Genomic DNA, 21,780 nt, shown 5'->3' with positions numbered 1-21,780 from the left:
TATCGTAATATTACAATATAATAATTTAACTATGGGAGCTTCAAAAGCCGATTTTTTTACCAAAGAACAAAATGATTTAGCAGGTTTATTCAAAGCCATGTCGCATCCGGCGCGTATTGCTATTATTCAGTATTTATTGAGTGTAGATAGCTGTATTTGCGGTGATATTGTGAACGAATTACCATTGGCGCAGCCAACGGTTTCGCAGCATTTAAAAGAGTTGAAGAATGCAGGTGTTATTCAGGGAAATATAGAGGGAACAGCGATTTGCTATTGCTTGAATCTGGAAACTATGCAGAAGATCCAGCATTACTTTGGTGAAATATCAAGTAAGCTACAAAAGAAATGTTGTTAATTTTAAAAAACATAAAAAATGAAATTATCAGAATTTAGAATAGCTTTAGAAACGATAACTGAATTTACTATTCAGTTACCTGACGGAACTTTCGTTCCGAACCATTTTCATATTACAGAAATGGGATTGTTGACTAAGAATTTTATCGATTGCGGAAATACCATTCGTGAAGAAAAGTTGATCACGTTTCAAGTTTGGTTTGCCGGCGATCTGGAACATCGTTTAACGGCTGATAAGGTGTTTAAGATCATTAAAGCCTCCGAGAATTTGTTTCAAGGACAGGATCTGGAATTGGAAGTGGAATATCAAATGGAACAAACCATCGGGAAATTTGGTTTGGCTTTTGAAAACGGAATCTTTAAACTGACTAAAAAAGAGACTACTTGTTTAGCATCTGATCATTGCGGCATACCACCGGAAAAAATGAAAATTTCTTTAAAAGACCTGGAAGCCAAAACAAGTTGTTGTACACCAAATTCGGGCTGTTGCTAAATGGAACTTTCGAAGAAAGAACATTGGGAAAATGTTTTTGCTACAAAGGCTGTAAATGAAGTGAGTTGGTACCAACCCAATCCTGAAACTTCTTTACAGCTTTTTGAAAGGTATGGTATTGATAAAAAAGCTAAAATAATCGAGATTGGTGGCGGTGACAGTTATTTGATAGATCATTTGTTGCTTTTAGGTTACGAAGATCTGACGGTTTTAGATATTTCTGAAAAAGCCATTGAAAGATTAAAGACAAGATTAGGGGATAAAGCTAAAAATGTAAATTTTATAGTTTCAGATGTGTTAGATTTTCAACCGACAGAACGTTATGATGTTTGGCATGATCGCGCAAGTTTTCATTTTCTAACGAAAACCAATGATATTCAGAAATATGTTGATTTGGCTTCCAAAGCCTTGACACAAGACGGATTTTTATTTTTGGCAACCTTTTCTGCCAATGGTCCGTTGAAATGCAGTGGATTGACCGTTACGCAATATGATGAACCTAAAATAGGACTTCTTTTTCAAAACAATTTTCAGAAATTAAATTGTTTTATGACGAACCATCAAACACCGTTTGATACAATTCAAAATTTTATTTTTTGTTCCTTCCAAAAGAAATAATATGTATTCAAAATTATTGCAAACACTTGAAAAAATAACAGATATTTCTGTTTCAAACGAACGAAAAGAGGTCTTACAATCTTTAATTGATTTTATTCAGAACAAAGTCAATTCAAAAGACGAGATCCGATTAAATTTTATCTGTACACATAATTCACGTAGAAGTCATTTAGGGCAAATCTGGGCACAAACTATGGCTTTTCATTTCGGAATTCCAAATGTTTATTCTTATTCAGGCGGAACAGAAGCCACAGCAATGTTTTCTAAAATAGTGGAAACTTTAACGCATCAAGGATTTAATATTGAAAAATTAAGTGAGAGTACTAATCCGGTTTATGCTGTAAAATTCGATAGTAGTGAAGCGGCTGTTATCGGGTTTTCAAAAAAATACGATGATACGTTTAATCCGGAAAAAGGTTTTGCGGCTATTATGACTTGTTCTCAGGCTGATGGTGGCTGTCCTTTTATAGCAGGAGCAGAAAAGCGAATTCCTATTACTTACGAGGATCCGAAAGCTTTTGACGGAACGGAATTAATGAACGCTAAATATGAAGAGCGAAGTTTAGAAATTGCCTCTGAAATGTATTATGTTTTCTCACAAATAAAAAAATAATATGTCGGTTACAAATTGTGCTCCTGTTGTAGAAAGAAAAAAATTAGGCTTTTTAGACCGGTATTTAACGTTATGGATTTTTATAGCCATGTTGGTCGGAGTCGGGATAGGGTATTTTATTCCTTCAAGTAGTGGTTTTATCAATTCTTTTTCAAGCGGAACGACGAATATTCCTTTAGCAATCGGATTGATCCTGATGATGTATCCGCCTTTGGCAAAAGTTAATTACGCTAAAATGGGTGAAGTATTTAAAAATACTAAAGTATTGGGTGCTTCCCTTATCCTGAACTGGATTATTGGTCCGGTTTTGATGTTTCTTCTCGCTATTTTATTTCTAAAAGGTTATCCGGAATATATGATCGGAGTTATTCTCATTGGTTTAGCGCGTTGTATTGCAATGGTAGTTGTGTGGAATGATCTGGCAGAAGGAAATCGGGAATACGGTGCCGGATTAATCGCTTTGAACAGTATTTTTCAAGTGCTTTTGTATAGTGTATATGCTTATTTTTTTATAACAGTGCTGCCTCCGGTTTTTGGTTATAAAGGGTTTGAAGTCAATATTAGTATTGGTCAGATTGCAGAAAGTGTCGGGATTTATTTAGGAATCCCGTTTGCTTTGGGAATCATCAGCCGATTTGGTTTGATTCGTTTAAAAGGCGAAAAGTGGTTTCAGGAAAAATACGTTCCGTTTATATCGCCAATAACGCTCATCGCATTATTGTTTACGATTGTTTTGATGTTTAGTTTGAAAGGCGAATTGATCGTTCAGATTCCGATGGATGTAGTTCGAATTGCCATTCCTTTGGTAATTTATTTTGCCTTGATGTTTGTGATGAGCTTTTTTATCGGGAAATATTTCGGTGCCAATTATTCTAAGGCTACAGCCATTGCATTTACGGCAACCGGAAATAATTTTGAATTAGCAATTGCAGTTTCTATTGGCGTTTTCGGGATTAATAGCGGTCAGGCTTTTGCCGGTGTAATAGGTCCTTTAGTAGAGGTTCCGGCTTTGATAGCTCTGGTTAATCTGGCTTTCTGGTTTAAGAAGAAATACTTTTAGAATAAAATATATTAAAAAACCGGATTCTTTAGGGCTTAAAGAATCCGGTATATTTAGTTATGTTAAAAGTAATAGCATAATCTTATTTAGCCCTATTCTTTTAAAATTTTAAAAACTGATTTTTGACCTTTTTGTTCAAGGGTCAGAAAGTATATTCCTTTTTTTAATGAAGAAACATCAATAGTTTGTTTAGGTGTTTTGTCTGTAAATTCAATATGGTATACATTTTTTCCTGAAATGTCATATATCATAATCGCATCAATACTTGTTCCGTAAATAGTTAAAAGATCTGTTGTGGGATTAGGATATACTTGAATGCTGTTTACTGTAGTGTTAAATGTTTTGTTATCCAATACCGTTGTAATAGCAAACTGATAAGGAGTTTGGTAGTTAGAGGTACTAGGACTTACACTGGTTATTCTTAAAAAGTAATTGCCGGGACTTAATGTTTCAGTAAAGTTTAACGTATTTCCGCTGTTATTATGGGCAGAACCGATTAAATTTCCGTTGGCATCTAAAAATGAAGCATTCATATTACTCGTAACAATAGAACTCATATCTACTGTAGCATTGACATTATCAGAAACGGTAAACTTAAAATAATCGATGTCTGAAGTACCGGAATTAGCCTGAACGGTGGTAAAACCAATGTAATTTTGATTTGTTGAAATACCGTAAGCTAACTCTTTATAATTGGGTTCGTCTAAACCTTGAAGGATCTGGTAATATTTACCGGGAAGTTCGGTGTGATTTTCAATAAAATCAAAAGAAGAGTTAAAGTAAAAATACTTAGCAGGATAAAGCAGACCTGTTATGTATGTATTTAAAAGTGAAGAAGGCTCTGCTACGACACCATCAGTTGTTCCTCCTGTAATTCTACCGATAACACAAGAAAAGTCAATATAATTATCCAGGACTTTTTGATTCAACCCTATAATACTTTCTCCTGTGACACCATTGCAATTAATATCAACATTATAAAAATCAGGAGAATAAGAATTATCATTCATGCTACTGCTGTTCTGTATTTCTGTTCCTCCGAATAAATAAACGCTAGGCTCACCGCTGTAATAGTAGGTTTCTTTAAGATCCCGGATAGCTTCTGAACGAACATTAACACTGGTAAAGAAGGCTAGAGGATTATCGCTGGCATTACTTCCGCCGTGTGGTGTTCCTAAAGTCAGCAATTTGGCTACGTGGTGCAGGTTGTCAGCCTGCCAGTTGTTTGTATTCTGAAGATATTCTCTGGAAGCCAAACCTCCCATGCTGTGACCTACCAGAATAACTTTGTCTTTTCCGGTTATTTGTAAAACACGCTGTACGGCATCTTTCATGGCTGCTCCTTGTTTGGTAACGGCGGCCTGGTTACTCAATACATTAGTATCAATTGTGCCGTCAGGATTTAGATTAAAGTTGACGTAATAATAATCTCCGTTTTGAAAGTTTGTAGAAAATGCGGCAATATCAGCATTTGCAACAGGGTAGAAATCGGTATTGGCAAGTACATTATTTGAATCTGCATTGAGACAATAATCCAGTCGGCCACCAAAAGTAAAATTGTACTGGTTGTCAAAATAATTGGTAGAAGTATTCCAAGTATCTGAGCTGGAATTTAATCCGTGTACAAAGATAATAGGATAGGGAAGTTTGCTGGTAAATGTTTGAAGGTTAGCTTGAGGCGTTTTTAATACAATTATTTCATCATTGTGAAATTCCAAATATTCAAGCTGAGTAGCTCTGGGTTTAAAAACAACTTGTGCATAAACCGATGAAGCAAATAAAAACAGAGTAGAGAGAAAATATAGTTGTTTCATAAATTATATATTGAATTTTTATGCAATATATAATTTTTTAACAAAATAATAATAATGTGGTAAAAAATAACATAAATAAATACTCTCTTTTTAATGAGAGTATTTATTCTTTATCGATTGAACCCAGTACCCGCTTCATAAAATCGTTAAGAGCTGTTTTCTTGTCTTTTCCTTCTTTGATCATTTTATGAACTTCAAGGGCACCGTACATGTTGGAAATCAATTCACCGATCACATCAAGTTCTTCGTCTTTAAGAGAAGGAACTTCAGTAAGGTTTTCTAAAACTTCTATAGTTTCAACCAGATAATCCTGATCATTTTCCTCAATAAACTGAGTTAATTGTTTAATTACAGGGAGTTTCATTTGGATAGATTTAATAGTTCCTGTTTGCCAGATTACAATACTTTGCTTGCTAATTCTGCCAAAACTTCTGCTTTGTTTGTCTGAGTCTGATCGACCAGTTGTCCGTTTTTGAATGCTGCGAAAGTAGGTAAATTATCCACTTTTGCTAACTTTCTGGATTCAGGGAATTTTTCTGCATCTACTACTAAAAACGGTACATTTTCATGTTCAGAAGCTAATTTTTTAAATTTAGGCTTCATAATTCTACAGTTACCGCACCATGAAGCTGAAAATTGTACCAATACAATATCATTAGTGTTTACAATTTCCTGTAAGTTATCTTGATCTAATTCTTGGAACATAGTTGTTGTAATTTCAATCTCAATAACAATATCAGATTTCAATTACTGATCTTGACATTGCTATTGAGATTTATTATTGATTTTTTTATTAGTGAGAAGCTAAGTATTCAGCAGTACTTTTTCTGTCAGCTTTCATAGCGTCTTTTCCTTCTTCCCAGTTTGCAGGACAAACTTCTCCGTGTGTTTGAACGTGTGAATAAGCATCAATTAATCTTAAGTACTCGTGTACATTTCTTCCTAAAGGCATATCGTTTACACTTTCGTGGAAAATTTTACCGTCTTCGTCAACTAAATAAGTCGCACGGTACGTTACGTTAGAACCTTCGATTTGATATTCACCGGTTTCTTCGTTGAAAATATCTTCAGCTTCTAGAATTCCTAATGCACTTGACAAGTTACGTGTTGTATCAGCAAGGATCGGGTAAGTAACTCCTTCGATACCACCGTTATCTTTCGGAGTGTTTAACCATGCAAAGTGAACTTCATTTGTATCACATGAAGCACCGATTACCATAGTGTTTCTTTTTTCAAATTCAGCTAAAGCTTCTTGGAAAGCATGAATTTCTGTAGGGCACACAAAAGTAAAGTCTTTTGGATACCAAAATAAAAGAACTTTTTTCTTGTTGTTAACAGCTTCTTCAAAAACGTTGATTTTTAAGTTGTCACCCATTTCAGAGATCGCGTCAACAGTAATGTTAGGAAATTTTTTACCTACTAGTGCCATAAAGTTTTTATTTTAAAGTTATTACTAATTTTCTGATAGCAAATTTACAAATAAAAAAACCATAACTATAGTTAAGTCATGGTTAATTTTTATTAGAGAATAAGTTTTATTTATACTGCTTATTCTGTCTCTTTTTTTGAGACTAATTGTCTTATTTTTATGTTCAAAGCTGCAAAAAGTAATGTCATTAACGGACTCAAATAATTGAAAATAGCATAAGGCAAATAATCAAAAGTGGCCACACCTAAAGCTCCTGATTGATAAGCCCCGCATGTGTTCCAAGGAATAAGGACTGAAGTTACAGTTCCTGAATCTTCAAGAGTTCTACTTAAGTTTTCAGGCGCTAAGCCTCGATCTTTATAAGCTTTGGCAAACATTTTTCCGGGAACTACTATGGCCAGGTATTGGTCAGATGCAGTGACGTTTAAAGCAAGGCAGCTTCCTACTGTAGAAGCAAACAATCCGGCTGTTGAATGAGCCAGTTTTAATAAGGATTGGCTAATGCGCGCTAATGCTCCGATTGCATCCATGATTCCTCCGAAAACCATAGCACAAAGGATCAGCCAAATAGTACCTAACATCTTTTGCATTCCTCCGGCTTTGAAAAGGTCTTTTAACGTTTCATTATCAGTTGGGATCACAGATTCAACAGTGATCGCATTCATTACGCCTTTATAAGCATTTACGAAGTTCAGTTCAGTTCCTCCGGAAAGCATCAGTACAATATTGGGCTGAAAGATAATAGCAAAGATAGCTCCCAGTAAGGTTCCTATTAAAAGGGCAATAAGCGGTTCTGTTTTTTTGACGATCAATCCGATCACAATAACCGGAACTAAGAATAGCCACGGTGTGATGGTAAACGATTTTTCGATATCTGCTAAAAGTCCGTCAGTATTAGCAATTCCGTGCGTCTCTACGGTTAGCCCGAAAATGATAAAAATAATCAATGTGATGATGTAGGTAGGAACAGTAGTTAAGGTCATATACTTGATATGCGTAAACAGATCTGTTCCGGCCATGGCAGGAGCTAAATTGGTTGTATCAGACATTGGTGATAACTTATCTCCGAAATAAGCACCGGAAATTACGGCACCGGCAACCATACCTAAATCAAAGCCTAAAGCTCCTCCTATTCCTATTAGAGCTATACCTACAGTAGCTGAAGTAGTCCAAGAACTTCCTGTGGCTATAGAGATTACCGAACAAATAATTAATGTGGCCGGTAAAAAGATAGCCGGACTTAGAATTTTTAGTCCGTAATAGATCATAGAAGGAATTACACCGCTAACGAGCCAGGTTCCGGCAAGGGATCCTACCATTAACAAGATCAATATGGCTCCTGCAGTTGATTTGATATTTTCAGCAACTTCATCCAGCATTTTTTTATAGGTAACTTTGTTTAGGAAACCTACAATTGCTGCAACCGAAGCTCCTAAAAGAAGGACAAACTGGTTTGTTCCGCTTAGGGCTTCATCACCGAAAACATATACGTTAAAGGCTAACATACCGATTAAGGCTATGACAGGGATCAGGGCTTCAAAGATGCTTAGTTCTTTATTTTTGATGATTTTTGTACTCATAAAATAGTGTTATTGGCTTATAATTAATTATTTAAGAAACGTGTTGAAGTAGTCAGCAATTTTAGCATACATGTGAATACGATCAGTTCCTCTTACATTGTGTTCATGATTAGGGTATAAGAAATAATCCACTTGTTTTCCGGCTTTGATACAGGCTTCAATAAAGTTCATGCTATTTTGTTGTACGACTACAGGATCTTGTGCACCGTGTATCACTAATAAACGAGCCTTTAAATTGGCCGCTTTATTTAATAAGGATGCTTTTTCATAACCTTCAGGGTTTTCTTGAGGAGTGTCCATATAGCGTTCTCCGTACATTACTTCATAATATTTCCAGTCGATAACCGGTCCGCCGGCTACACCTGTTTTAAACAGTTCCGGATAAGTGGTTAACAAAGAAGTAGTCATAAACCCTCCGAAACTCCAACCGAAAACACCGATTCTGTCACTGTCTACAAATGTTTTTGATTTTAAGAATTCTACACCTTTTAGCTGGTCTGCCATTTCATTGATTCCCAGTTGTCTGTGGTTTACATCACAAAAGTGTTTGCCTCTGGCTTCACTTCCTCTGTTGTCCAATGAAAATACCACATAGCCTTGTTGCGCCATATAGTAATCAAAGAAGGCGGCACCGGCTAACCATTTGTTCTTGATCAATTGTGCATGAGATCCTCCGTATACATAGATCATTACCGGATATTTCCGGGTAGGATCAAAGTTTGCCGGATATAGAATTCTTCCGTTTAAAGGTGTTTTGCCATCAGCAGAAGTTAAAGTAACCAGTTCCGTTTTAGGTAAATCAATTTTTCCGGTAAACGGATTTTGAGCATTGACTAAAACCGTTTCTTTTTTTGTTTTAGTATTTAGAATCTCAATTTTGTTAGGTGTTTCTGTATTACTGAACGTATCTAAAATATATTTTCCGTCAGAAGAAACAGCGGCAAGATGAGTTCCGCTATCAGAGGTTAATTGTGTTGTTTTTCCTGATTTAAGGACAACATTGAACAATTGACGGTCTAATCCTTGATTGGTAATTCCGGTGTAGTAAACCGATTTATTATCTGAACTAAAACCAAGGAACTCCTGAACAATAACGTCTTTAAAACCTAGGTCTTTAATTAATTTGCCAGAAGTACTGTATAAATACATCTGGTTGTAACCGTTGTTATCAGTTTGATAAATAAATTGTTCCGGATCATTCGGTACAAAAATAATAGTATGTTGAGGCTCAACCCAAGTGAGGGACTTTTCTTCAAACAATGTTTTTATCAAAGCTCCGGTTTGGGCGTTGTATTGATTGAATCGTAAATGATTTTGTTCCCGATTCAGAACACCTATAAATATACTTTTCCCGTTCGGATGCCAGGAAACCATCGTTAAATATTGTTCTTTTGGTTCACCGGTTTGGATTTGAACAGTATTTTGTGTTTTCAGATCAAAAACTTGAAGTGTCACTTCTTCACTTTTCATACCCGCCATAGGGTACTTAATGTTGTTATTTACTGCTTCGCGTTCATTCCAGTTAATGATAGGATAATCTCCTACCATTGTTTCGTCTTTGCGATAATAGGCTAGTTTTGTACCGTTCTCATTCCACCACATTCCTTTGTGAATACCAAATTCTTGACGGTGAACGTAACTGCTCCCGTTTACAATTCCTTTATTACTATCATTAGTTACGGAAATAGAAGAGCCGTCCTGACGCGTAATTTTGATGTTGTTATCTTCTAACCAAGCAACATCGGAGTTTTTAGAGACTGCCGGTTCATTTGCTGTTAGCGGAGTAGCAACACTATGTATTACTTTTTTATTTTTTAAGTTGTAGTGAACAAAATATTTGTTGCTCTTTCCGTCAACATCAAAAGAAATGACCTCTTTTGTCTCCCAATTAAAGTTGTAAGGGAAAAAACGCAATTCGAAGGTTTCATTAGGAATTGCAGCTTGTAGGTTTTTTGAAAGTTCGGAAGTTGACGCTAAAGTATGTTCTTTCCAATTGTCGGAATCATTTCTTTCCAGTAGTGATTGGAAATCTTTACTTACATAAACAATAGCATTTTCATTTTTTTTCCATTGCGAAAACAATAGGTTTTCAGGAGCATATTTTCGAGAACCGGTTACGGTTTCTTCAATAGTGAAATTTTGGGAAAATGATACTAAATGAAAGAATAATGCAAAAGCACTGATTATAATTTTTCTCATATTTAATTTTTGATTACGAAATCCAAAAATAACTTTAAATTATTGAAAAGGAAAATTTATCCTTGAAGTTTTCCATATTAAATAACAAAACGGGACAAGTGTTAAAAGATTTTAATAGAATTTGCTTTTTTCTTAAAAGCTAAAAGATTTTTTTAGGTAGTACAGAAAGATCTTTTTTTTAGTAAAAAAAATAAAGTTTTATTGTCTTTAAGATTAAAAATTTGTCATTCTGTTTTTATTTTAGTTAATTTATGCGTTTTTAACCCCTTTATTTGATTTTTATTATGAAAAAAACGCTACTTTTTATTCTTTCGGGAATAAGTATTACTGTTACTGCCCAGGTAGGGGTGGGGACTACGACCCCAAGAGCTGCTTTAGAAGTTAATTCTACAACTAATGGTTTTTTAGCTCCGCAAATTGCTTTGACTGATACAACGATTGACACCCCCGTAGTAAATCCTGCCGGCGGAGCTTTGACAGCAGGAACTATTGTGTACAATACAGCAACTGTAAATGATGTAACACCCGGTTATTATTATTGGAACGGGACAATTTGGGTGAGAATGGCAGCCGGAACAGGAGGCGGTTCTCATAATACACTTGACATGGCCTATGATGAAGGTGGTGCAGGTGCCGGAAGAGTTATTAATGCTGATGCCGGAGCAGTATCTATTACAAACAATAACTCGGCTTCAACAGGACTTTTGGTTGTAAATAATACAACTTCTGCGGGCTATTCCGGACAATCTAATTTTGTGATCAATGATAATACGATAGGTGTTGTCGCTAATGTTGATGCAAATGGTGTAGGGGTGCTCATTGACCATAATGATACCAATAACCCTTATGCGGGTTTGCAAATAACGAATTATTCGGCAAACGGTTCAGGTATTTTATCAACTACAAATGCGGCAGGACCTTCAATTGCTGTTGAGGCAGACGCAGCCTCCGGAGCAGCTAATGCTATGACAGTGTATAATTTCAGAACAGGTGGTGGTGCTGCTATTGATGCCATTGGAGCGATAGGAATTCGTTCTATGAGTCAAACGGCTTCCGGGTCGGCATTTGCAGGTTATCTGAATGCTACGCAAGGAACGGCAGCGCAATTTAACGGAGCTGGAACAGCCTCTCTTTCTCCGATCAATGTTTTTGCGGGGAACAACCGTTACGGTGCAGTTGTTCAGGGAAATCCTGTAGGAACATATTCAAGTTTTCCGGGAACCAGTGGAGCAGCTTTTATAGGGTATGCTACGAACTATTCAGGAGCTTGGTTTGGTTATACTTTAGTTACCGGAGGAACTTTGTACGATGTTTATAAATCAGCACCCGGTAAAGAAGAAGAAACAAAAATGATGTTCAATGTTGTAGGCCCCGGAATTAATGCAACAACTGTTAAGAAGGATGATAAAACGTATGTAATGCCTGCTGTTTCTGCTCCTGAAAGCTTATTGCAAGATTACGGAACAGAAAAGTTAGTGAACGGAAGAGCAACGGTGACTATAGATCCTATTTTAAGTGAAAATATCTTAGTAGATAAAGAGCATCCTTTGAAAGTTTTTATCCAGTTAGAAGGAGACTGTAATGGGGTTTATGTTACGAATAAATCAGCTGAAGGATTTGAGGTGGTAGAATTAGGTCATGGAACATCTGATGTTGCTTTTTCTTATTCTATAGTAGCGTCAAGAGCTACGAGAGCATTCTCAGGTAAAGACGGTATGGAGGCTTTTAATGCTCCTGAAAGATTCAGACGTATTGAAGTTAAGCCAACAGCAGAAAATTTATTGTCGGATGACGATAAAGAAATTAAACCGGCTATAAAACTCGAAGATAGAGAAGAATTAAAATAAGAATTCATAAAAAAGTCCCGATAAATTTTATCGGGACTTTTTATTTAATTATTTGATATTAGTTTACAAAACGTTTAATTCCGTCATACACTGTTTCATGATTTGGTAAGTACGTTCAATATCGTTGTCTAAACCTATTGAAAAACGGATTAAACCGTCTGTTAAGCCCATTTCTTGTTGTTCTTCCATAGGAATTTCGGAAGAAGTAGAAGTTCCGGGAGCACTGAATAAAGTTTTGTAAAAACCTAAACTTACCGCTAAATATCCGAGATTTTTTTGTTGCATTAGCTCCATAAGCTCATTGGCTTTGTCTAAATTACCTACATCAATGGTCATCATACCTCCAAAACCATATTCCTGATTAATCATTCCGGCATATAGTTTATGACTAGGGTGACTTTCTAAACCGGGATAAACAACTTTTAAGCCGTCTTTTTCAAATTTTTGTGCCAAATACATAGCATTGTGACTGTGTTGTTTCATACGGATATGTAGTGTTCTTAAATTTTTTAAGATACTTGCAGCTCGTAAACTATCCATTGTCGGACCTAAAAGCATACTGGCACCGTCATTAACATTGCGCAGATCGTCTATGAATTGCTGTGTTCCGCAAACGACACCGCCAACGGTATCACTGCTTCCGTTGATGAATTTGGTTAAACTATGGATCACAACATCAGCGCCTAATTTTCCGGGTGCTACCGAAAGCGGAGAAAAAGTATTGTCTACAACTAATTTTAGATTGTGCTTTTTAGCAATTTGAGCCAAACCTGCTATATCAGCAACTTCTAAAAGCGGATTACTTACTGTTTCGCAGTATAAAACTTTGGTATCAGCAGTAATTGCTGCTTCCACTTTGTCTAATTTAGTAATATCGACAAATGAGGTTTTAATAGCAAACTTAGGAGCAAAGTTTTTCAGGAAAGCATAGGTTCCGCCGTAAATAGTTCGACTCGAAACAATGTGATCTCCGGCATTGCATAATTGCATCAGAACCGGAGTAATAGCACCCATTCCGGACGCTGCAACATTAGCAGCCTCTGTTCCTTCCATGGCAGCTAAAGCTTCACCTAGATATAAATTAGAAGGAGAAGAGTGACGAGAGTATAAATAACATCCTTCTGCATTGCCTTCAAAAGTATCAAACATAGTTTTAGCAGAAAGGAAAGTATAAGTAGAACTGTCAGAAATAGAAGGATTTACTCCTCCGAATTCACCGAAATATTGTAGATCCTGAATCTTGTCAGCCGGATTAAATGTACTCATAGTGTTATTTTGTTTAGTTTTTATTGTTCAAATTTCTAATTACATAATTTATTTTTCAATATAAAATAAAATATTTAGAATAAAAAACTGTAAATTTGTATAAATATAGATTTTTATACTATTTAAAAAATAAAATAACTTTAAAACTAAAGAAATATGAAGTTAGATACTATCGATAAGCGTCTGTTAGAGTTGTTACAAGCTGATACCAAAAAAACAACTAAGGAGCTTTCTCTTAAACTGAACTTATCAGTAACGGCAGTTTACGAACGCATTAAAAAGTTAGAACGAGAAGGTATAATCAGTAAATATGTAGCCTTATTGGATAAAGCAAAGATAGAGAAAAATTTTGTTGTTTTTTGTCATATCAAACTGACACAGCACAATATTGATATTATTTCACAGTTTGAGAAAGAAGTAGTAAAGATCAATGAGGTACTTGAATGTTATCATGTAAGCGGTGATTACGATTATATTTTAAAGATATTTGTAAAGGACATGGAGGCTTATCGTGAGTTTATGGTAACAAAATTAACGACAATTCAACATATCGGAAGTACCCATAGTACCTTTATGATCGGTGAGGTAAAAAACAGCACAGCCTTTAAATTTTAGATATAATAAATTACCAATAAATTCACACCTATTAATACAAAAAGCGTTACTTTTGTAATGAATAAATCAATATAACTACTAATATTAATAAAATATTTCCAAAAAAATGAGTCAATTTGATGTAACCATTATTGGTTCTGGTCCCGGCGGATACGTATCGGCAATACGTTGCGCTCAATTAGGTTTTAAAACTGCAATCATTGAAAAATATTCAAGTTTAGGAGGTACATGTTTAAATGTAGGCTGTATCCCGTCTAAAGCTTTATTAGCATCATCTCACCATTACGAAGAGTTACAGCATTTTGCAGATCACGGTATTGACGTTTCCGGAGATGTAAAAGTGAATCTAACTAAAATGATCGAGCGTAAACAAGCGGTTGTAGATCAGACTTCAGGCGGTGTTAAATACCTGATGGATAAAAATAAGGTTACTGTTTTTGAAGGTGTGGGTTCATTTGAAAGTGCTACTTCAGTTAAAATCACTAAAAACGACGGTAGTTCTGAGGTAATTGAATCAAAATATGTTATCATTGCTACCGGTTCTAAACCATCGACTTTACCGTTTATTTCAATTGATAAAGAAAGAGTAATTACTTCTACTGAAGCTTTGAAATTACCGGAAGTGCCTAAACATTTAGTAATCATCGGAGGGGGAGTTATCGGAATTGAGTTAGGACAAGTATATATGCGTTTAGGAGCTCAGGTTTCGGTAGTTGAATATATGGACAGAATTATTCCGGGAATGGACGGTGCTTTGTCAAAAGAATTGACTAAAGTGTTGAAAAAGAAAGGAATGAAATTCTATACTTCACATAAAGTAAAAGAAGTAACCCGTAATGGAGAAACGGTTACCGTTAAAGCTGATGATACTAAAGGAAATGAAGTAGTATTAGAAGGAGATTATTGTTTGGTAGCTGTTGGTCGTCGTCCGTATACTGACGGATTAAATGCTGACAAAGCCGGAGTAAAAATGACAGAAAGAGGTCAGGTTGAAGTGAACGACCATTTACAAACTTCAGTGCCTAATATTTATGCTATCGGTGATGTGATCCGCGGAGCTATGCTGGCGCACAAAGCAGAGGAAGAAGGAGTATTGGTTGCTGAATATTTAGCAGGTCAAAAACCACATATCGATTATAACTTGATTCCGGGAGTAGTTTACACTTGGCCTGAAGTTGCGGCAGTCGGTAAAACAGAAGAACAATTAAAAGCAGAAGGTGTAGCGTATAAATCCGGAAGCTTCCCGTTTAAAGCATTAGGTAGAGCCAGAGCAGGTGGAGACACTGATGGTTTCGTTAAAATTTTAGCTGATGCTAAAACAGATGAGGTGTTAGGTGTTCACATGATCGGTGCTCGTTGTGCAGATCTGATTGCAGAAGCAGTTACAGCGATGGAATTCAGAGCAAGTGCAGAAGATATTTCAAGAATGTCACATGCACACCCTACATTTGCGGAGGCTGTGAAAGAAGCGGCTTTAGCAGCTACTGATAACAGAGCATTGCACGTATAATTTAGTACAATAACTATATATAAACCCTTATTAAAAAACTTAATAAGGGTTTTTTTATATGTGATTTTGAGAAGAAAATGATAAAATAGTATTTGAGGATAATATGTAAAAAGTAAACCTTTGCCGAAAATTTTGAAATCTAAATAAAATGAGAAAAACATTTTTAATTGGTTTGGTTTTCTTTTCCTTGATAAGAATAAATGCTCAGGTCGGAATTAACACAGTTACTCCGGATCATTCCTCAATTTTAGATGTGGTTAGTACAGACAAAGGTGTATTGTTACCACGTATAGCTTTAACCTCAACACTTGATACATCCTCAATTTTTAATCCGGCTACAAGTTTACTCATCTACAATACATCAACTATGAATGATGTGGTTCCGGGATATTATTACTGGGACGGAGCAAAATGGGTAGGGCTTAGTGGTGGAGATAGTTCTGAAAAATGGGATATACATGGAAATAATTTTAATGCCGGAACAGGTTCAGAATTTTTAGGGACAACAACAAATCACCCTTTAACTATAAAAGTAAATAACACGAGTATAGGTCGGTTACATCCTAACGGAAGTATTTATTTTGGGTTGGGAGCTAATGCGAACGGAAATAATTCAATAGCTTTAGGATATAATGCTTTGGCTAACCTTCAAAATTCAGTAGCTATAGGATACAATTCTCAAACGCAGCAAAATGATGCAATAGCATTGGGTTACGGTGCAAATGCTTCCGGTTACCAATCGGCAGCCATAGGTTATAATTCGAAGACTAATGCAAACAGTACAACAGCAATCGGTTTTGCCACTATGGCAGATGGTTATCAGGCAACAGCTGTGGGTTGTAATTCAAAAGCATCAGCAACTAGTACTACAGCACTTGGATTTGCAGCCGTAGCTTCCGGTTACCAATCTACAGCAATAGGATATGGAGCAACAGCACCTCAGGACAATTCTATAATTTTAGGTTCATCAACTAATTATGCTAATAAAATAGGTATCGGAACAAATACACCGGACGAGCGCTTACATGTTGTAGGGAAATTAAAGTTAGTAGACGGAACTCAATCTGCCGGAAACGTACTGATCTCTGATGCAAATGGTGTTGCTTCCTGGGCCGACCCTGACCTGAATAAAGCATTCGGAGAAATAACAAAAGCAATCAATAGTACTTTAATAGCCGGAACAATAGACTTTAGCGGAGCTTCTATCAATACTAATGTAATCGTAAATGCTAATTCTATTCAGGTATTAAAAACAGGGACTTATAGAATTACGTATTCCGTTACCATAACAAAAACAGGTACTATTGTAACTACACCTTATTTTTATCTGTCAATTTGGGGAACCGAAGTTCCTAATACCAGAACGTATTGTACGATAGCAAAAGATGAAACAAGAGTCGTAACACTTACAAAATTTGTAAATCTGAATAGTTATGACGATATCAGAATAGATTCAGGTATAAGTGATGCAACTGTACAGGTTTTAGCCAATGCCACAATTTTAAATCTGGAATTGATGAAATAAAAATAAAGACCTTACCTGATAGAAAATACACGGTAACATATTTGTTTTTTATATTTTCAGTACTTTTGGGGTTTAAATTTCCGAATTGAGAACTAAAGTAATTCAACATATTTCTGATCCCGAAGAATTTAAGAGAAAATTACTGTATTGGGCGAACCAATTCAGAGAAATAGTTTTTTTAGATTCGAATGATTATCAGCAAAAATATTCCCATTACGATTGTATTTTGGCAGTTGAAGCTTTTACTTCTGTTCAAACTGATTTTTATAATGCTTTTGATGATTTGCATCAATACCAATCACAAACTAAAGATTGGCTATTTGGTTATTTATCGTATGACCTGAAAAATGATACAGAAAAGCTGGAATCTAATAATTCAGACGGCTTGGAGTTTCCGGATGTATTCTTTTTTCAACCTAAAAAAATATTCCTTTTGAAAGGAAATGAACTTGAAATTCAATACCTGAACTATATTGATGATGAAATTGAATTTGATCTTGAAGCTATCATATCAGTTCAGACAAAATCGGACGCAAAAGATACAAGTTTAGCAATACAGATCAACCAACGGATTTCCAGACAAAAATATCTTTCGAAAATAGATAAAATGTTGGATCATATCCACAGAGGTGATATTTATGAGGCTAATTTTTGCATGGAATTTTATGCGGCGAAAGCCCCGATCGATCCTTTAGTTATTTATGAAAAATTGAATCTTATTTCCAGACCTCCTTTTGCTACTTATTTAAAGAATAATAAACATTATGTACTCTCGGCATCGCCTGAACGCTATATTCGCAAAGAAGGAAACAAGGTCATTTCGCAACCGATAAAAGGAACAGCCAGAAGAGGACAAACTGAAGCAGAAGATAAAGAGAGCATAGCAGCACTACGATCTAGTGAAAAAGAGCGTTCTGAGAATATTATGATTGTTGATCTGGTGCGAAACGATCTGTCTCATACTGCAACAAAAGGAAGTGTTGAAGTAGAAGAATTGTGCGGTATCTATACTTTTAAGCAAGTACACCAGATGATCTCTACGGTCGTTTCTCAAGTAGAATCAATGACTAGTCCGGTTGAAATTATACGATCTACCTTTCCTATGGGAAGTATGACCGGGGCGCCTAAGATCTCAGCAATGAAAATTATTGAAGACTTAGAAGAAACCAAGCGCAGTTTGTACAGTGGCGCTATGGGTTATTTTACACCTGAAGGTGATTTTGATTTTAATGTAGTAATTCGCTCCATCTTGTATAATTCCGAAAAGCAATACCTCTCTTTTTCCGTAGGAAGTGCTATAACATCACAATCTGTTCCTGAGCAAGAGTATGAGGAATGTTTGTTAAAAGCTAAAGCCATGTTTGAGGTTTTGGGAAATAAATAATGCTTATTTTTGAAAGATGTTAACTCGATTTCAAAACCATATAGAAAATAAATTTACTTTTTTAAAAGAAAGCCCATTCTACATTGCCGTAAGCGGAGGAGTTGACAGTATGGTTTTGGCTCATTTGTTTCAACAATTGGGGTATTCGTTTTCTGTTTTGCATTGTAATTTTCAGTTGCGGGGCGAAGAAAGTGATGGGGACGAACAATTTGTGATCCAATATTTTCAAACCAAAGGCATTTCCGTTAAAGTACAACATTTTGCAACGGAAGAATATGCTACAAAGCACAAGCAAACCATTCAGATTGCCGCTCGCGAATTGCGTTACCGCTGGTTTGAAGAGGAAATGCAGACGCAAAATATTCCATATTTGCTTACAGCTCATCATGCCGACGACGATTTGGAAACGTTTATTATTAACCTGAGTCGGGGTTGTGGCTTAGACGGATTAGTGGCTATTCCGGAAGCAAACAAAAGTATCCTGAGACCGATGCTGCCTTTTTCACGTCAGGATATTTTAGAGTATGCTAAAGAGAACAATATCTTGTGGCGGGAAGATAGTAGCAATGCTTCTGATAAATATTTACGAAACAAGATCAGACACCATATCGTTCCGTTATTAAAAGAATTACATCCTACTTTTCTCGATAATTTCATTAAAACACAAGAGTATTTAAAACAAACTCAGGATGTAATTCATGAAACTACTGCAAGTACCATTTCAGAATTGCTTTCTGTTGAAGAGAATGGAGGTGTTTCGATTCCTGTGGAGTACCTGAGAAGATTACCGAACTACCAATTCTATCTGTACCAATGGCTGAACGATTTCGGCTTCACGGCCTGGCAGGATATTTATAATCTATTAGATGCTCAAACCGGAAAAAAAGTACTTTCGCCAACACATATTCTACTTAAAAACAGAGAGCGACTGATACTTTCTAAGTTTAAAGAAGCGAAAGAAGGTGTTTATTCTATTTCTGAAAAACAAAATACTCTTAAAGTTCCCTTAAAACTTACAGTTGAGCAGGTTGAGGTTATCGACTATTTTAATAACAATACTATCTTTGTAGATGCAGAAAAACTACATTTTCCATTGATTGTCCGAAAAAGAGAAGAAGCCGATGTGTTTTTTCCTAGTGGAATGAAAGGAAAGAAAAAGCTGAGTAAATATTTTAAAGATGAAAAATACTCACTTTTTGATAAAGAAAACCAGTGGTTATTAGTTTCTGTAAAAAATGAAATTATTTGGGTGATCGGAAAAAGAGCAGACGAACGATTTATGGCTCATTCCGATACAACAAGAATTTTAAAAATAGCATTAGAAGATTAAATTGTTTAAGAAATAGTATTAAAGAACCAAATAAAACCAATGAAAAAGAACTTATTTTTTATTTTACTACTTATTTCCTGGATCAGCCAAGCTCAGCTTTTAGATCCGGTAAAATGGAAAACCAGCCTGACAAAAATTTCCAATAATGAGTTTGAGTTGGTCATGAATGCGACTATTGAGCCGGAATGGCACATGTATTCACAATATACCCCAGACGGAGGTGCTTTGCCAACTGTTTTTGAATATAAAGAAGTCAAAGGAAATTATACCGTTGTTGGAAAAACTTCAGAAAGTAAATACATTAAAGAGTACAATGATATTTTTGAAGTAGATGAATATTTCTTTAGTAATACGGCTCAGTTTAAGCAAAAAATTAAGGTAACTAATACTCAGTTAAAAGAAATAAAGGTTTATGTGGAATACCAGGTTTGTAAAGAACAATGTATTCAACAAGACAAAACATTTACATTCAAATTACCCGAGATCAAGGAAGAAAAACCGGCAGTAGTTGAAGAGGTTAAAACTATAGCTCCAGAAACGGAAGCAAAACCTTTAGAACTAGAGATCGATACTACAGAAGTGGCTGTTATAGAAGAGCCTGTAGGAAAAGAAGAAGCAAAAACTGCTGTTGCAACAGAAGAGCATAAAGATTTAGTAAAAGCAGAAAAACGTGAAGAAAAGAGAAGCCTTTGGACGATTTTCATTTTTGCTTTTTTAGGTGGTTTTGCAGCATTATTGACGCCTTGTGTTTTTCCAATGATTCCACTAACAGTAAGTTTCTTTACTAAACAAAGTGGTTCTCGTGAAAAAGGAATTATGAATGCCGTTTTTTATGGTTTATCTATTATTGTTATTTATGTAGCATTAGGTTCGTTGATTGTCGGCATTTTCGGTGCTGATTCTTTGAATGCTTTGTCAACGAGTGTTATTTTTAATATCATATTCTTTATTATTTTGGTATTTTTTGCGGCTTCATTCCTTGGCGCTTTTGAAATTGTATTACCTCAATCTTGGGCAAATAAAGTAGATATGCAAGCCGGAAAATCTGGTATTTTAGCTATTTTCTTTATGGCATTAGCTTTAGCTATTGTATCTTTCTCTTGTACAGGTCCTATTGTAGGGACATTATTAGTAGAGGCTTCTTCAAAAGGTGGAATTGCTCCCATTGTAGGGATGTTAGGTTTTTCCAGTGCTATTGCCTTGCCATTTATGTTATTTGCATTATTTCCGGGATGGTTAAATTCTTTGCCTAAATCAGGAGGGTGGATGAATACTGTAAAAGCATCATTAGGATTCTTAGAATTAGCAATGGCGTTCAAATTTTTATCAAATGCTGATTTAGTATTACAATTACATTGGTTAGAGAGAGAAATATTTATAGCTATTTGGATTGCTATTTTTGCAACTTGGGCATTTTATTTATTCGGGAAAATCACATTACCGCACGATAGTCCGCTTTCTCATATTTCTGTCGGGCGCTTGTTTATGGCGTTGATAATATCCATTTTTACAATCTACTTAATTCCGGGATTATGGGGAGCACCGCTAAAAGTGATTTCTGGATTTCCACCGCCGATGACATATAGTGAAAGTCCTTATGGAGTAGGGTATACCAATGGAGGAGAAACAACTACTACTGAAGTTTTACCGGAACATGCTCACTATGGACCACATAAAATTATAGCTTTTCACGATTATGATAAAGGAGTAGCTTATGCTAAACAAGCCGGAAAACCAATTTTATTAGATTTTACCGGTCATGCTTGTGTAAATTGTAGAAAAATGGAAGAACACGTTTGGTCTAAACCTGAAATTTTACCATTGTTGAAAAATGATGTAGTATTGATTTCACTTTATGTTGATGATAAGCGTGAATTGGAAGAAAAAGATAAATATACTTCGCCGGAAACCGGAAAAGAAATAAAAACTATTGGTAACAAATGGAGCGATTTCCAAATTACACGTTATCAAAATAATGCTCAGCCTTTTTATGTTATCTTAGATGCTGAAGGAAAAGATATTAATACTCCTGTAGGTTATACTCCTGATGCTGATGAATATAAGACTTGGTTAGAAGGAGGAATTAAAACATTTAAAGAGAAATAAATATAATGCTGCCTAAAAGAAAAACGAAGCCTTTTGG

At 35.5% G+C, this 21,780-nt stretch carries 19 protein-coding genes; 12 read left to right on the top strand and 7 right to left on the bottom strand.

All coding sequences use genetic code 11. From position 1 onward, the window contains the following. The first annotated feature begins 31 nt into the window (after positions 1 to 31). Genes NHF50_RS00815 through arsB form a run of 5 tightly spaced genes read left to right on the top strand, consistent with a single transcriptional unit; the run spans position 32 to position 3,138 of the window. Positions 32 to 355 carry a helix-turn-helix transcriptional regulator gene (locus NHF50_RS00815; RefSeq protein WP_109570558.1) on the top strand — a complete coding sequence of 108 codons (324 nt, stop codon included), beginning with the start codon at positions 32 to 34 and terminating at the stop codon, positions 353 to 355. Between the two features lie 18 nt (positions 356 to 373). After that, positions 374 to 847, top strand: a complete 474-nt coding sequence (locus NHF50_RS00810; RefSeq protein ID WP_252774707.1) for a DUF6428 family protein — start codon at positions 374 to 376, stop codon at positions 845 to 847. Beyond that, positions 848 to 1,465 (top strand): trans-aconitate 2-methyltransferase, encoded by a 618-nt coding sequence (locus tag NHF50_RS00805; RefSeq protein WP_252774706.1) that lies wholly within the window; start codon positions 848 to 850, stop codon positions 1,463 to 1,465. It abuts the gene before it with no gap. A 1-nt stretch (position 1,466) separates the two neighbouring features. Continuing rightward, entirely contained in the window at positions 1,467 to 2,078 is a 612-nt protein-coding gene (locus NHF50_RS00800) for a low molecular weight phosphatase family protein (RefSeq protein WP_252774705.1), read from the top strand. 1 nt (position 2,079) lies between these two features. Then, positions 2,080 to 3,138 carry an ACR3 family arsenite efflux transporter gene (gene arsB, locus NHF50_RS00795; protein ID WP_252774704.1) on the top strand — a complete coding sequence of 353 codons (1,059 nt, stop codon included), beginning with the start codon at positions 2,080 to 2,082 and terminating at the stop codon, positions 3,136 to 3,138. Between the two features lie 92 nt (positions 3,139 to 3,230). Here the strand turns inward: arsB and NHF50_RS00790 are convergent, their stop codons facing one another. The 6 genes from NHF50_RS00790 to NHF50_RS00765 all read right to left on the bottom strand — a co-directional run bounded on the left by NHF50_RS00790 (position 3,231) and on the right by NHF50_RS00765 (position 10,160). After that, a complete protein-coding gene (locus NHF50_RS00790) occupies positions 3,231 to 4,952 on the bottom strand; it encodes an alpha/beta fold hydrolase (RefSeq protein ID WP_252774703.1) in 1,722 nt (573 codons plus the stop codon). A gap of 103 nt (positions 4,953 to 5,055) precedes the next feature. Then, a complete protein-coding gene (locus NHF50_RS00785; RefSeq protein WP_109567928.1) occupies positions 5,056 to 5,316 on the bottom strand; it encodes a hypothetical protein in 261 nt (86 codons plus the stop codon). 32 nt (positions 5,317 to 5,348) lie between these two features. Next, on the bottom strand, positions 5,349 to 5,657 hold the full coding sequence (locus tag NHF50_RS00780) for a co-chaperone YbbN (protein ID WP_252774702.1): 309 nt from the start codon (positions 5,655 to 5,657) through the stop codon (positions 5,349 to 5,351). An 88-nt stretch (positions 5,658 to 5,745) separates the two neighbouring features. Continuing rightward, positions 5,746 to 6,381 carry a peroxiredoxin gene (locus NHF50_RS00775; protein ID WP_109567926.1) on the bottom strand — a complete coding sequence of 212 codons (636 nt, stop codon included), beginning with the start codon at positions 6,379 to 6,381 and terminating at the stop codon, positions 5,746 to 5,748. A gap of 119 nt (positions 6,382 to 6,500) precedes the next feature. After that, positions 6,501 to 7,961, bottom strand: coding sequence for a Na+/H+ antiporter NhaC (gene nhaC, locus NHF50_RS00770; RefSeq protein ID WP_252774701.1), 1,461 nt, complete (start codon positions 7,959 to 7,961; stop codon positions 6,501 to 6,503). A 27-nt stretch (positions 7,962 to 7,988) separates the two neighbouring features. Beyond that, on the bottom strand, positions 7,989 to 10,160 hold the full coding sequence (locus tag NHF50_RS00765) for a DPP IV N-terminal domain-containing protein (protein WP_252774700.1): 2,172 nt from the start codon (positions 10,158 to 10,160) through the stop codon (positions 7,989 to 7,991). A 284-nt stretch (positions 10,161 to 10,444) separates the two neighbouring features. Here NHF50_RS00765 and NHF50_RS00760 point away from each other — a divergent pair, with 284 nt between their 5' ends. Further along, the gene (locus NHF50_RS00760; protein WP_252774699.1) at positions 10,445 to 12,007 is read left to right on the top strand and encodes a hypothetical protein; all 1,563 of its coding nucleotides are present in this window, start codon (positions 10,445 to 10,447) and stop codon (positions 12,005 to 12,007) included. Positions 12,008 to 12,070: 63 nt separating this feature from the next. Here the strand turns inward: NHF50_RS00760 and NHF50_RS00755 are convergent, their stop codons facing one another. Beyond that, positions 12,071 to 13,273, bottom strand: coding sequence for an aminotransferase class I/II-fold pyridoxal phosphate-dependent enzyme (locus NHF50_RS00755; protein ID WP_252774698.1), 1,203 nt, complete (start codon positions 13,271 to 13,273; stop codon positions 12,071 to 12,073). Between the two features lie 156 nt (positions 13,274 to 13,429). On the opposite strand from NHF50_RS00755, the gene NHF50_RS00750 reads away from it, so the two are divergent. From NHF50_RS00750 to NHF50_RS00725, 6 genes are all read left to right on the top strand, one after another. After that, entirely contained in the window at positions 13,430 to 13,888 is a 459-nt protein-coding gene (locus tag NHF50_RS00750) for an Lrp/AsnC family transcriptional regulator (protein ID WP_109567922.1), read from the top strand. Positions 13,889 to 13,994: 106 nt separating this feature from the next. Next, the gene (lpdA, locus tag NHF50_RS00745; protein WP_252774697.1) at positions 13,995 to 15,398 is read left to right on the top strand and encodes a dihydrolipoyl dehydrogenase; all 1,404 of its coding nucleotides are present in this window, start codon (positions 13,995 to 13,997) and stop codon (positions 15,396 to 15,398) included. A 148-nt stretch (positions 15,399 to 15,546) separates the two neighbouring features. After that, a complete protein-coding gene (locus NHF50_RS00740; RefSeq protein ID WP_252774696.1) occupies positions 15,547 to 16,923 on the top strand; it encodes a hypothetical protein in 1,377 nt (458 codons plus the stop codon). A gap of 85 nt (positions 16,924 to 17,008) precedes the next feature. Next, positions 17,009 to 18,307 (top strand): aminodeoxychorismate synthase component I, encoded by a 1,299-nt coding sequence (gene pabB, locus NHF50_RS00735; protein ID WP_252774695.1) that lies wholly within the window; start codon positions 17,009 to 17,011, stop codon positions 18,305 to 18,307. 16 nt (positions 18,308 to 18,323) lie between these two features. Further along, positions 18,324 to 19,637, top strand: a complete 1,314-nt coding sequence (gene tilS / locus NHF50_RS00730) for a tRNA lysidine(34) synthetase TilS (RefSeq protein ID WP_252774694.1) — start codon at positions 18,324 to 18,326, stop codon at positions 19,635 to 19,637. A 39-nt stretch (positions 19,638 to 19,676) separates the two neighbouring features. Then, positions 19,677 to 21,743, top strand: a complete 2,067-nt coding sequence (locus tag NHF50_RS00725; RefSeq protein WP_252774693.1) for a protein-disulfide reductase DsbD — start codon at positions 19,677 to 19,679, stop codon at positions 21,741 to 21,743. The last annotated feature ends 37 nt before the right edge of the window (positions 21,744 to 21,780 follow it).

Source organism: Flavobacterium sp. NRK F10, from assembly GCF_024054235.1.
GTDB classification, from domain to species: Bacteria; Bacteroidota; Bacteroidia; order Flavobacteriales; family Flavobacteriaceae; genus Flavobacterium; species Flavobacterium sediminis.
The sequence above is the reverse complement of the archived record's forward strand: the minus strand, read 5'-3'. Positions and strand labels throughout refer to the sequence as shown.

Bases quoted from the DNA above. Each gene is read 5' to 3' on its own strand.
- NHF50_RS00805 (WP_252774706.1), top strand. From the start codon at position 848: ATGGAACTTTCGAAGAAAGAACATTGGGAAAATGTTTTTGCTACAAAG.
- nhaC (WP_252774701.1), bottom strand. From the start codon at position 7,961: ATGAGTACAAAAATCATCAAAAATAAAGAACTAAGCATCTTTGAAGCC.
- NHF50_RS00785 (WP_109567928.1), bottom strand. From the start codon at position 5,316: ATGAAACTCCCTGTAATTAAACAATTAACTCAGTTTATTGAGGAAAAT.
- NHF50_RS00725 (WP_252774693.1), top strand. From the start codon at position 19,677: ATGAAAAAGAACTTATTTTTTATTTTACTACTTATTTCCTGGATCAGC.
- NHF50_RS00750 (WP_109567922.1), top strand. From the start codon at position 13,430: ATGAAGTTAGATACTATCGATAAGCGTCTGTTAGAGTTGTTACAAGCT.
- lpdA (WP_252774697.1), top strand. From the start codon at position 13,995: ATGAGTCAATTTGATGTAACCATTATTGGTTCTGGTCCCGGCGGATAC.
- NHF50_RS00780 (WP_252774702.1), bottom strand. From the start codon at position 5,657: ATGTTCCAAGAATTAGATCAAGATAACTTACAGGAAATTGTAAACACT.
- NHF50_RS00790 (WP_252774703.1), bottom strand. From the start codon at position 4,952: ATGAAACAACTATATTTTCTCTCTACTCTGTTTTTATTTGCTTCATCG.
- tilS (WP_252774694.1), top strand. From the start codon at position 18,324: ATGTTAACTCGATTTCAAAACCATATAGAAAATAAATTTACTTTTTTA.
- arsB (WP_252774704.1), top strand. From the start codon at position 2,080: ATGTCGGTTACAAATTGTGCTCCTGTTGTAGAAAGAAAAAAATTAGGC.
- NHF50_RS00815 (WP_109570558.1), top strand. From the start codon at position 32: ATGGGAGCTTCAAAAGCCGATTTTTTTACCAAAGAACAAAATGATTTA.
- NHF50_RS00755 (WP_252774698.1), bottom strand. From the start codon at position 13,273: ATGAGTACATTTAATCCGGCTGACAAGATTCAGGATCTACAATATTTC.
- NHF50_RS00740 (WP_252774696.1), top strand. From the start codon at position 15,547: ATGAGAAAAACATTTTTAATTGGTTTGGTTTTCTTTTCCTTGATAAGA.
- NHF50_RS00800 (WP_252774705.1), top strand. From the start codon at position 1,467: ATGTATTCAAAATTATTGCAAACACTTGAAAAAATAACAGATATTTCT.
- NHF50_RS00775 (WP_109567926.1), bottom strand. From the start codon at position 6,381: ATGGCACTAGTAGGTAAAAAATTTCCTAACATTACTGTTGACGCGATC.
- NHF50_RS00765 (WP_252774700.1), bottom strand. From the start codon at position 10,160: ATGAGAAAAATTATAATCAGTGCTTTTGCATTATTCTTTCATTTAGTA.
- NHF50_RS00810 (WP_252774707.1), top strand. From the start codon at position 374: ATGAAATTATCAGAATTTAGAATAGCTTTAGAAACGATAACTGAATTT.
- NHF50_RS00760 (WP_252774699.1), top strand. From the start codon at position 10,445: ATGAAAAAAACGCTACTTTTTATTCTTTCGGGAATAAGTATTACTGTT.